This window comes from Actinomadura opuntiae (genome assembly GCF_030283205.1).
In the GTDB taxonomy this organism is placed as follows: domain Bacteria; phylum Actinomycetota; class Actinomycetes; order Streptosporangiales; family Streptosporangiaceae; genus Spirillospora.
The window spans coordinates 301676-312649 of sequence record NZ_JASNWF010000014.1; the positions used below are offsets into that span (position 1 = coordinate 301676).

The window sequence follows — 10974 nt, forward strand, 5'->3', positions numbered from 1 at the left end:
GTCCCAGTGAGGTGATGCTCCGATGTCCGGTGCCGCGTACGACTTCGACGTGATCGTCGTCGGGTCCGGATTCGGCGGCAGCGTGTCGGCGCTGCGGCTGGCGGAGAAGGGCTACCGCGTCGCCGTCCTGGAGGCGGGCCGCCGCTTCGACGAGCGGACGCTGCCGAAGACGTCCTGGCGGCTGCGCAAGTACGTGTGGGCGCCGCGGCTGGGGATGCGCGGCATCCAGCGCATCCACCTCGTCGGCGGCAAGGCCGGGGTGCTGGTGCTCGCGGGCGCGGGCGTCGGCGGCGGGTCGCTGGTGTACGCCAACACCCTGTACGTGCCGCCGGAGCCGTTCTTCAAGGACCGGCAGTGGGGCCACATCACCGACTGGCAGGACGAGCTGAAGCCGTACTACGCGCAGGCGCAGAAGATGCTGGGCGTCACCGTCAACCCGCTCGTCACCCCGGCCGACGAGGCGATGAAGCGCGTCGCCGACCGGATGGGGGTGGGCGACACCTACCATCCGACGCCCGTCGGCGTGTACTTCGGCGACAGGCCGGGCGAGGACCACGACGACCCCTTCTTCGGCGGCGCCGGCCCCCGCCGGACGACGTGCACCGCCTGCGGCTCCTGCATGATCGGCTGCCGCGTCGGCGCGAAGAACATGCTGACGAAGAACTACCTGTACCTGGCCGAGCAGGCCGGCGTGCAGGTGCTGCCCGACACGACCGTCACGGCGGTGGCGCCCCGGGACGGCGGCGGCTACACGGTCGAGACGGAGCACACCGCGCCGCTGCGCAGGCGGCGCCGCACGCTGACCGCCGAGCACGTCGTCTTCGCCGCCGGGACCTACGGCACGCAGCGGCTCCTGCACCGGATGCGCGCCACCGGCCGCCTGCCGCACCTGTCGCCCCGCCTCGGCGAGCTGACCCGCACCAACTCCGAGGCGCTCCTCGGCGTCGAGCGCATGACGGTGTGGCATCGCAAGAAGGACGTCGACCACAGCACCGGCCTCGCCATCACCTCCTCCTTCCACCCCGACGACAAGACCCACATCGAGCCGACCCGCTACGGCGCCGGCAACAACCTGATGGGCTTCATCCGGACGCTGCTGGTCGACGGCGGCGGCCCGCCGCGCTGGCTGAAGTTCCTCGGCCAGGCCGCCCGGCACCCGACGATCATCCTGCGCGGCCTGTCGCTGAAGGACTGGGCGAAGCGGACCGTCATCGCGCTGGTCATGCAGACCGCCGACAACTCCATCACGATCACCGAGAGGCGCGGGCGGCTCGGCCGCCGCCGCCTGTCCGCCGGGCTCGGCGAGGGCGAGCCGAACCCGACCTGGATCCCGATCGCGCACCGGGCCGTCCGGATGCTCGCCGAGGAGCTGGACGCCACCGCCGGCGGGACGTGGTTCGACCTGTTCAACATCCCGACCACCGCGCACTTCATCGGCGGCTGCGTCATCGGCGAGACGCCCGAGACCGGCGTCATCGACCCCTACCACCGCGTCCACGGCCACCCCGGCCTGCACGTCGTGGACGGCTCGGCGGTCACCGCGAACCTCGGCGTCAACCCGTCGCTGACCATCACGGCGCAGGCCGAGCGGGCGATGGCGTTCTGGCCGAACCGCGGCGAGAAGGACCCGCGCCCCGAGCCCGGCGCCCCCTACCGGCGCGTGGAGCGCGTCGCCCCGCGCTCCCCGGCCGTCCCCGAGGGCGCGCCCGCGGCCCTGCCCCTGGTCTGAGCCGGCGCGCTCAGCGGGGATCGGCGTCGGGGCACCGCGGGCTCATCAGCCGGTCCATCAGGACGTGCATGTGCTCGCGGAACGACGCGATGATCTCCGGGTCGTAGGCGCTGCGCATGCCCTGCGACTGCTCGAAGACCCCCGAGCCGAGGAAGCCGTGCACGCACCAGACCATCGTGCCGAGCAGGTAGAACGGGTTGACGTCCGGCGGGATCACGTCGCGGATCTTGCGGACGGCCAGGTGGAACAGCGGCCGCGCGTAGCGGTCCTCCAGCTCGGAGATGTCGGCGGCGTCGGCGACCCACCGGTGCGCCCACAGCGCGCGGTTCTGCGGATGCGCCAGGTGGAAGTCCAGGTAGCCGTCGACGATCTGGTGGATGGCGCGGCGTCCCGGCTCGGCCTGCTCCACGACCGTGTCCAGCATGTCCCGCTCGGCCTCGAACGCCTGCCGCATGACCTCCAGGTAGATGGCTCGCTTGTCGCCCGCCACCTCGGTGACCACCGTGGGGCCGGCGCCCAGGGCGTCCGCGATCAGCTGCACGGGGGTCCCGTCGTAGCCCAGCTCGCCGAACAGGCGGGTGGCGACGTCGATGACCTGCTGCCGCGTGATGTCACTGCCCATAGTGACGACGCTATGCAGCCCCGGTCCGGGCGGAACCTAAGCCCCGGCATGGCCGCGGCCAACACCCGGTAAACGCGGCGGCCGCGCTGGCCCCGGAGGGTCGGCGCGGCCGTGGACGAGGAAGGCGCGGAGGGGGTCAGGAGGCGTTCAGGGCGGCGGTGGTGACGGGCTTGCCGAGGGCGCTGCCCGACGCCCACTTGGCGAACGGCATCTGCCAGTAGCCCCAGCCGTTCCACCACTCCAGCTTCCGCTTGGTGCCGGTGATGGTGACGATGTCGCCGCGGTAGGACCAGCCGTAGAACCACCGGGCGTCGTCGCCGGGGGAGCGGACGCAGCCGTGGCTGCAGTTGCGGTCGCCCAGGCAGGTCGGGTCGTCCATGTTCTGGTGGATGTACTCGCCGCTGTTGGAGATGCGGGTGGCCCACGGGACCTGCTCGTCGTACCAGCCCGGGTCGCCCTTCTTCTTGCCCGGCGGGCGCATCCGCTCCAGGCGGCTGTGGTCCATGGTCAGGTGGACGCCGCTGGTGGTGAGCAGGTGGTCGATGCCGTCGGACTGGACGTCGCCGCCGGCACCGAGGCTGACGCCCCAGGACCGGACGGTGCGGCCGTTCTTCTTGACCACGAGCCGGTCGGTCCGGGCGTTCACCTGGATGGTGTGCGAGTCGCCGATCCTGAACGAGCGGGCGGTGTCCTTGTTGCCGAACACGTTGTCGCCGATCCTCAGCCCGGCGTAGTGGACGGTGACGGAGACCCGCTGGTGCGGCGTCCACGGGTGCTTCGGCCGGAACACCAGGGACGGCAGGCCGTTGAACGACTCGCCCGGCGCCAGCCACCGCCAGGCGCCCTCGGTCGGCTTGGTCGAGGAGATCTCGATGCTCTTCTCGATCGCGGCGCGGGCCTTGGCCGGGACCGTCTTGTTGAACTGGATGAAGATCGGCATGCCGGTGCCGACCGTCTCGTTCGCGCTCGGCACCACGTTGTTGATCACGGTGGCGGCGGTCGCCCGGCTCGTCCTGAAGGCGCTGGTGGCCGTGGTGGCCTTGCCCTTGGCGGAGGTGGCGGTGGCCGACACCTGGTAGCTGCCGCCCGGCTGCAGCGTCCAGGTGGAGTGCCACTGCCGCTTGTCCGCCGACAGCTCGCCGGGGACCTGCACCGTCCTGCCGGACGCGGCGCTCTTCAGCTGCACGGAGATCTGGCCGAGCGTGCCGCCGGCGGCCGCCACCGTCACGCCCTCGTCCGGCCGGGCCTTGCCGGCGCCGTTCGCGGGGGTGATCGTCACCTTGGGGGCGCTCTCCTCACCGCCGCCCGCCGCGGCCGTCCCGGCCTCGCCGCCGCTGCCACCGCACGCCGTCGCCAGCCCCAGGACCAGAGCGACCACCGCAACCGACTTCCCTCGCACCGTTCTCCCTCATCCAGCCCACCCGAACCGGGCGGAGCACGGACCCCGCGACGCGACCGCCGACGGACGCCCGTCGATCCCGGCCCGCACCAGGGGGGACGGCCGGTCATCGCACCCGATCACATGTGACGTCCATCGTGCCCCGAAGGTTCGCGCCGTGGAGGTGGTTCTTCCTATCTTTCGCCGCACGCGCCCCAGCCGTTCCCGCGGCGGCGCGGGCGGCACGGGCGGCGGAACGCATGTCATTGCTCGCAATCGGCGCGGTGCCGGGCGAAAAGGAAAGGCGTCGGCGGCGTCCCGGGATAGGAAAATGCAAGGGCCGCCGGGGGATCGGCGGCCTTGGTGTTTCTTGGCGAAAGCGATGGCCGGCGATGGGGTCGTCGCCGCAGGTCAGGTGGGTAGCACTCGGACAGTGTCGATCTTCTATTCAAGACTGAGGTGGCCTTCGTTAAAAGCGCCGATCATCGCCGCCGCGCGCTGCGATGCTGGTTCCCGGCCGCTTGCGGACCCCGTGTTCGGCGGCGGGGAATGCGCGCGGCGCCATGGCACGGCGGGCCCGCCGGCGTCACCTGCCGGTGAGCTCCTGTCAGCGAAGGGACGCGCGAGATGAGAGCCCAGGGGCTGAGCGCCTCCATCGACCCGGGCGCCTCCATCGGCGCCGGGGCGCCCCTCGCCGATCCGCCGCCGCGGTCGCTGCCGCGCCGCCACCGGTCCCCGGCGCTGCTCGCCGTGCTGTACCCCGCCTGCCTCGCCGTCGCCGACGGCTGGGCGATGGCCGCCGCGGTGTCCGTCGCGCGCGGCGCCGGACCCGACGGGGCGCTGCCCGCCGCCGCGTCCGCCGCCGTCATCGTGCTGAACGCCGCGGGCGGGCTGTACCGGGTCCGGCGCAGCCCGTCGCTGCTGGCGGACGTGCGTCCCGTGCTGGTGCGGGCCCTCGTGGTCGGCGCGCTGGCCGCCGCGCTGCTGCCCGTCCTGACGCCCGGCACCGCGCCGTCGCGCGCCGGGACGGCCGCATGGCTGCTGATCGCGTCGGTCGCCGGCGCGCTGTCGCTGGCCGTGCGGGCGTTCGGGAACGCCGCCGCGCGCACCTACCGGTGCCGCCGGTCGCGCGCCCGCACCGCCGTCGTCGTCGGGACGGGCCCGATGAGCGACCACGTCGTCGACATCCTGCTCGCGCGCGGCGAGCTCGGGCTCGCCCCGGTCGGGCTGGTCGCGGCCGGCGGGCCGGACGCGGCGCCGGGCCCGACGCCCGTCCTCGGCGACGCCGCCGACCTGCCCGCGCTCGTCGAGGAGCACGGCGCCGACACCGTGGTGATCGTCGCCGAGGAGGTGCGCCCCGGCCGGCTGGACGCGGTGCTGCGGCTGGCGTTCGGGCTGCCGTGCGAGACGCTGCTCGTCCAGCCGCCGTCGGACGTGGTGCCGGTGGCGCCCGCCCGGCGCGAGTACCTGGCCGGGCTGCCGTGCGCGCGGGTGGACTGGCGGCTGCGCGGCGCCGCGCCGCGGCTCGCCAAGCGGGCCCTCGATCTGGCCGTCGGCGCGCTCGCGCTGGCGCTGGCGGCGCCGGTGCTGGCCGCGTGCGCGCTCGCGGTCCGGCTGGAGGGCGGCCCCGGCGTGCTGTTCCGGCAGCGGCGGATCGGACGCGGCGGCGAGGAGTTCGTGCTGCTGAAGTTCCGCACCCTCAAGCCCGCCGACGAGCAGGAGTCCGACACCCGCTGGACGGTCGAGGGCGACCACCGGATGGGCCCGGTCGGCCGGTTCCTGCGCCGGACGTCGCTGGACGAGCTGCCGCAGCTGTGGAACGTCGTCCGCGGCGACATGAGCCTGGTCGGGCCGCGCCCGGAGCGCCCGCACTTCGTGGAGCAGTTCTCCCGGTCGTGCCCCGGCTACATGCTGCGGCACCGCGTCCCCGTCGGGATGACCGGCTGGGCGCAGGTGCACGGGTTCCGCGGCGACACCTCGATCGAGCTGCGCGCCCGCCTCGACAACCACTACATCGACCACTGGTCGTTCGGGTCCGACCTGCGCATCCTGCTGCTGACGGTGCGGGCGATGCTGTGCCGGGACGCCGCATGACCGAGCGGAGCGAGGGCATGCGGCTGCCTTTCCCGGGGGGTGTGGGGGGTCGCCCCCCGCAAGCGGCACGCATGACGACGCTGCCCCGGCACCGCGCGGCGGCCGCCGCCCGCCCGCACTGGACGGTGCGGGCGGGCGGCGTCCTCGCCGATCTGCGCGGCCGCCCGAGCTGGCTGGTCGCGGTGACCGTGGCGTGCGTCGGCGTCCCGTCCGGCGGCGACGGCGGGGACGGCACCGGGGTGCAGGTCACCGCGGGCGACGTCGCCAGCGTCGTGCTGGTCGCGGCGGCCGCGCTGCTGGTGGCGACGCGGCGGACCGCGCCGCCCCGCCGGGCGCTGTGGGCGTTCGCGCCGGCGGCGGCCGCGTTCGGCGTGACGACGGTCGCGTCCACCGACATCGCGTCGAGCATGTCCGGTTTCGTGCGGGACGTGCAGATCTTCGTGCTGGTGCCGCTCGCGGTCGTGCTGCTCGTCCGGGACCGCCGCGACCTCGGGATCGTGTTCGGCTCGGTGCTCGGCCTCGGGCTCGGCGAGGCGCTGTACGGGATCTCGCAGTCGCTCAGCGGGACGGGCGCGTCGATCGGCGGCGAGAACGTCCGCGCGGTCGGCACGTTCGGCGCCGCCGACGTCATGGCGATGTCCATCGTCGTCGGGTTCGCGTGCCTGGTGCTGACGGCGTTCGCGCTGGTCGCGCCCCGGTACGGCGCCGCGGCGGTACCGGCGGCGCTGGCCGGGCTCGGCGTGCTGGCGCTCGCGCTGCTGCTCGCGCTCAGCCGGGGCAGCTGGATCGCGCTCGCCGCCGCCGTCGCGCTGATGCTGCTGGTCTTCGACCGGTGGCTCGCGGTGAAGGCGGCGGTGTGCTGCGCCGCGCTCGGGCTGGTCGCGCTCGGGCTGCTCGGCGGCGGGGAGGTCGTCCAGCGGTCCGCGTCGATCGTCAGCTCGGTGAACGCCCCGGACCAGTCGGTCAGCGACCGCTACAACCTGTGGGCCGCCGCCGGCCGGATCTGGACCGACCACCCGGTCACCGGCGTCGGGGTGAAGAACTTCCCCGCCTACCGGGACGCCTACGCGGGCATCGAGCTGTCGTCCGGCAGCGAGACCGACGACCCGGTCAACGGCTACCGGCGGCAGCCGCTGCTGTCGCCGCACGACGAATACCTGCTGATCCTGTCCGAGCAGGGCGTGGTGGGCTTCGCCGGGTTCGCCGGGCTGCTCGGCGCGATCCTGTGGGGGCTGTGGACGCGCCGCGACGTGCGCGACCCGTTCTGGCTCATCGGCGCCGCGTTCATGACGTTCCTGCTGGTCAACTTCCTGTACGCGGACATGGGCGGGCCGACGTGCGTGCTCACCGGCGTGCTGCTCGGCGCCGCCGCCCGCCGCGCCTTCGGCCTCGCCCCCGACCGCGCCACCGCTCCCGACCGCGCCGCCGTTCCCGACCGCGCCGCCGTTCCCGACCGTGCCAGCGCTCCCGACCGGCCGGGAGGGACCCGCGGATGACGGCGCGGGACGTGCGGCGGGGCGGCTCGGTGGGGCGGGCCGCCGCGCTGTCGGGCGTCCTGATCGCGGCCGGCACCGGGCTCGGGTTCGTCCGCGACCTGGTCATGGCGCACCGGTTCGGCGCGAGCGGATCCACCGACGCCTTCCTCGTCGCCTGGACGATCCCCGAGACCGTCTCGCCGCTGCTCATCGAGGACGCGATGGCGCTGCTGATGGTCCCGGTCGTCACCCGGCTGCTCGCCCGCGGCGGCGGCCTGCGCGCCTTCACCGGCACGACGCTGCCCCGGATGGCCGCCGCCCTCACCGTGGTCACGCTCGCGCTCGGGTTCGCGGCCCCGATCGTCGTCGGGGCCCTCGCGCCGGGGCTGACGCAGCCGGGGCCGGCGGTGCAGTGCGTCCGGCTGACCGCGCTCACCGTCGTCACGTTCGGCCTCGCGGGGTTCATGAGCGCCACGCTGCGCGCCCACCACCGCTTCGGCCCGCCCGCCGCGATCTACCTGGCGTACAACGTCGGGATCCTCGCGCTGATCGCGGGATTCGCCGGGCTCGTCGGCATCATGAGCGCGGCGATCGGCGTCGCGTGCGGCAGCGTCCTGATGGTCGCCGTGCAGCTGCCCGCGTTCGTCCGCTGCCTGCGCGAGGACGCCGCGCCGCAGGTCGACCGCGCCGAACTGCGGCTCGGCCTCGCCGCCGTCGCGCCCGTCGTCGTCTACACCGTCACCCGCCAGGCGCAGGTGTTCGTCGAGCGGTTCATCGGCTCGGGGCTCACCGCCGGGTCGATCTCGCACCTCAACTACGCGCAGAAGGTCGCGCAGGTCCCGATGGTGCTGTCGCTGCTGATCGTCACGGTGACGTTCCCGCGCCTCGCGCGCGCCTCGGCGGACGGCGACACCGGCGGCGTCGCCCGCCGCATCCAGCAGGACCTCGTCGTCGCCAGCGGCCTGGTGCTGTGCGCCGCCGCGTTCCTCATCGCGTTCGCGCCCGCCGTCATCGCGGTGCTGTTCCAGCACGGCGCCTTCACCGCCGCCGACACCCGCGACACCGCCGCCACCCTGCGCGTCTACGCGCTCGGGCTGTGGGGGCAGTCGGCGGTCGGGCTCGCCGCCCGCGCGTTCTTCGCGCAGAAGCGCCCGCCGTGGCGGCCCGCCGGCGTGCTCGCGGGCGGCCTCGCCGTCACCGCCGCCGTCTGCGCGGGCCTCGCCGCAGCGGCCGGGACGGTCGCGCTGGCCGCCGCCGACGCCGCCGGCATCACCCTCGCCGCCGTCCTGCTGCTCGCCGGGCTGCGCGCCCGCGTCGCGCCGATCGCGCTGCGCCGCGTCGCCGCGGACCTCGCCCGGCTCGCCCTGTTCGCGTCCCTCGCCGGCGCCGCCGCCCTGCTCGCCACCGGGCCGCTCGGCCGCTCCGGCGACGCCGCGTCCGCGATCGTCCGGCTCGCCGCCGGCGGCCTCGCCACCGCCGCCGCGTTCGCCGCGCTGATCGCCGTCGCGGGACGCGACCTCATCGCGCCATGGGGCACCCCATGGCCCTCATGGAGGCCCGGCGCGCTCGCCCGCCGCGGCCGTACTTCTTCCGGGGGAACCAGTGACCCAGCCGACCGAACCGGCGCCGCACACGACGCCGGCGACGGCGCCGACGCCCAGGCCCGCGCAGCCTCCGCAGGAGGTCGAGCCGCCGCCGCTGGTGCTGATGTACCACTCGATCGATCACTACGCTGACGACCCGCACCTGGTCACCGTCTCGCCGCCCCGGTTCGAGCGGCAGATGGCCTGGCTGCGCGCCCGCGGCCTGCGCGGCGTCGGGATGGCCGAGCTGCTCGCCGAGCACGCCGAGGGCCGCGCGCGCGGCCTGGTCGGCCTCACCTTCGACGACGGCTACGCCGACTTCGCCACCCGCGCGCTGCCCGTCCTCGTCCGCTACGGGTTCGGCGCGACCGTCTTCGCCGTGTCCGGGCGCGTCGGCTCCTACAACGCCTGGGACGAGGGCCCCCGCAAGCCGCTCATGACCGCCGAGCAGCTGCGCACCGTCGCCGACACCGGCATGGAGGTCGGCTCGCACGGCCGCCACCACGTGTCGCTGCCCGGGGTGGACGACACCGAGCTGCGCGAGGAGCTCGAGGAGAGCCGCACCGCCCTGGAGGACATCGTCGGACGGCAGGTCACCGGCTTCGCCTACCCGTACGGGCACGCGACGGCCCGCGAGGTCGACGCCGTCCGCGCCGCCGGGTACGACTACGCCTGCGACATCCGCCCGCAGCGGCCGTCCCGGCACGCGCTCGGCCGCGCCTACATCGGCGAGCGCGACGGTGCCCTGCGGCTGCGCGCGAAGATCATCCGGCACCAGATGCAGTGGCGGAGCCGCATGTGACCCGCGTCCTGCACGTCATCACCGGACTGGAGCACGGCGGCGCCGAGCGCCAGCTCGCCGCGCTCCTGCGCCACCTGCCGCTGGACTGCGAGGTGGCGACGCTGACGCACGCGGGCGCGCTCGGCGAGGAGATCCGGCGCGGCGGCGTGCCCGTCCACGAGATCGGCATGCGCGGCAACCGCGACCTCGGCGCGCTGCCGCGCCTCGTCCGGGTGATCGGCGACGGCGGCTACGACGTCGTCCACACGCACCTGTACCGCGCCTGCGTCTACGGCCGCGTCGCCGCCCGCCTGGCCGGGACGCCGCGCATCATCGCCACGGAGCACTCGCTGGGCGACGGCCACATCGAGGGCCGCCGCACGACCCGCGCCGTCCAGGCCCTCTACCGGGCGACCGAGCGCCTCGGCTCGCTGACGGTCGCGGTGTCCCCGACGGTCGCGGCGCGGCTGCGCGCCTGGGGCGTCCCGCGGGACCGCATCACCGTCATCCCGAACGGCATCGAACCCGCCGCGTTCGCCTTCGACCAGGCACGGCGCGCCGCGACCCGCCACCGCCTCGGCATCCCGCCCGATGCGCACGTCGTCGGCGCCGTCGGACGCCTCGTCCCGACCAAGCGCTTCGGCCTGCTCGTCGCGGCCGTCGCCCGGATGCCCGGCGCCCGGCTGCTGATCGTCGGCGACGGCCCGGAACGCGGCCGGCTGCACCGGCTCGCCCGCGACCTGCGCGTGCTCGACCGCGTCGTCCTCGCGGGCGGGACGGGCGACGTCGCGCCGGCCCTCGCGGCCATGGACGTGTTCGCCGCACCGTCCACGCAGGAGACGTTCGGCCTCGGGGTCCTGGAGGCGCTGGCCGCCGGGCTGCCCGTCGTCCGCACCGCCTGCCCGGCCCTCGACGACCTGCCCCGCGAGGAGGCCCCGGACGCCGCGCGCCTGCCCGCCGCCGCCGGCCCGGACGCCTGGGCCGCCGAGCTCGGCCGCCGCACCGGACGGGTTCCGGTGCCGCCGGCCGTCCACCGCTACGCCATCGCGGAGCAGGCCGCGAAGCTCGCCCGCCTCTACACCGGCGGCGGGCCGGGCGCCGGGCGGACGCGGCCCGCCCGCGAGTCCATCCCGACCTGACGGCATGAGAGAAGGGTCAGCCGATGTCGCAACGTGACACCACCAGGAAACCGGCCGCCCGGAAGCCGGCCACCGGGACGCCGGCCGCCGGCGAACCGGACGGGCAACCGGCCGACGGAGGCGGCGGCCCGCCGGCCGAGGCCCGCCAGGCCGCAGGCCGTGCCGCCCGCCGG

8 protein-coding genes are annotated in these 10974 nt (G+C 75.2%); 6 read left to right on the forward strand and 2 right to left on the reverse strand.

Annotation, left to right across the window (positions count from 1 at the left end):
* Positions 1-22 precede the first annotated feature (22 nt).
* A complete protein-coding gene (locus QP089_RS29690; RefSeq protein WP_285915884.1) occupies positions 23-1729 on the forward strand; it encodes an FAD-dependent oxidoreductase in 1707 nt (568 codons plus the stop codon).
* A 10-nt stretch (positions 1730-1739) separates the two neighbouring features.
* Here QP089_RS29690 and QP089_RS29695 read toward each other — a convergent pair whose 3' ends face one another.
* Both QP089_RS29695 and QP089_RS29700 read right to left on the reverse strand, forming a co-directional pair.
* Positions 1740-2351 (reverse strand): TetR/AcrR family transcriptional regulator, encoded by a 612-nt coding sequence (locus tag QP089_RS29695; RefSeq protein WP_285915886.1) that lies wholly within the window; start codon positions 2349-2351, stop codon positions 1740-1742.
* 136 nt (positions 2352-2487) lie between these two features.
* Positions 2488-3729 (reverse strand): L,D-transpeptidase, encoded by a 1242-nt coding sequence (locus QP089_RS29700; protein WP_285915888.1) that lies wholly within the window; start codon positions 3727-3729, stop codon positions 2488-2490.
* A 627-nt stretch (positions 3730-4356) separates the two neighbouring features.
* On the opposite strand from QP089_RS29700, the gene QP089_RS29705 reads away from it, so the two are divergent.
* The 5 genes from QP089_RS29705 to QP089_RS29725 all read left to right on the forward strand — a co-directional run bounded on the left by QP089_RS29705 (position 4357) and on the right by QP089_RS29725 (position 10801).
* Positions 4357-5823 (forward strand): exopolysaccharide biosynthesis polyprenyl glycosylphosphotransferase, encoded by a 1467-nt coding sequence (locus tag QP089_RS29705; protein ID WP_285915890.1) that lies wholly within the window; start codon positions 4357-4359, stop codon positions 5821-5823.
* A 71-nt stretch (positions 5824-5894) separates the two neighbouring features.
* Positions 5895-7319, forward strand: a complete 1425-nt coding sequence (locus tag QP089_RS29710; RefSeq protein WP_285915892.1) for an O-antigen ligase family protein — start codon at positions 5895-5897, stop codon at positions 7317-7319.
* Entirely contained in the window at positions 7316-9034 is a 1719-nt protein-coding gene (locus QP089_RS29715) for a lipid II flippase MurJ (RefSeq protein ID WP_285915894.1), read from the forward strand. The genes QP089_RS29710 and QP089_RS29715 overlap by 4 nt, the downstream gene beginning before the upstream one ends.
* Positions 9006-9683: a polysaccharide deacetylase family protein gene (locus QP089_RS29720; protein WP_285915895.1), complete on the forward strand. Its 678-nt coding sequence runs from the start codon at positions 9006-9008 to the stop codon at positions 9681-9683. The genes QP089_RS29715 and QP089_RS29720 overlap by 29 nt, the downstream gene beginning before the upstream one ends.
* Positions 9680-10801: a glycosyltransferase gene (locus tag QP089_RS29725; protein ID WP_285915896.1), complete on the forward strand. Its 1122-nt coding sequence runs from the start codon at positions 9680-9682 to the stop codon at positions 10799-10801. Before QP089_RS29720 ends, QP089_RS29725 begins: the two co-directional genes overlap by 4 nt.
* Positions 10802-10974: the final 173 nt, after the last annotated feature.

Bases quoted from the DNA above. Each gene is read 5' to 3' on its own strand.
- QP089_RS29690 (WP_285915884.1), top strand. From the start codon at position 23: ATGTCCGGTGCCGCGTACGACTTCGACGTGATCGTCGTCGGGTCCGGA.
- QP089_RS29695 (WP_285915886.1), bottom strand. From the start codon at position 2,351: ATGGGCAGTGACATCACGCGGCAGCAGGTCATCGACGTCGCCACCCGC.
- QP089_RS29705 (WP_285915890.1), top strand. From the start codon at position 4,357: ATGAGAGCCCAGGGGCTGAGCGCCTCCATCGACCCGGGCGCCTCCATC.
- QP089_RS29710 (WP_285915892.1), top strand. From the start codon at position 5,895: ATGACGACGCTGCCCCGGCACCGCGCGGCGGCCGCCGCCCGCCCGCAC.
- QP089_RS29715 (WP_285915894.1), top strand. From the start codon at position 7,316: ATGACGGCGCGGGACGTGCGGCGGGGCGGCTCGGTGGGGCGGGCCGCC.
- QP089_RS29720 (WP_285915895.1), top strand. From the start codon at position 9,006: ATGTACCACTCGATCGATCACTACGCTGACGACCCGCACCTGGTCACC.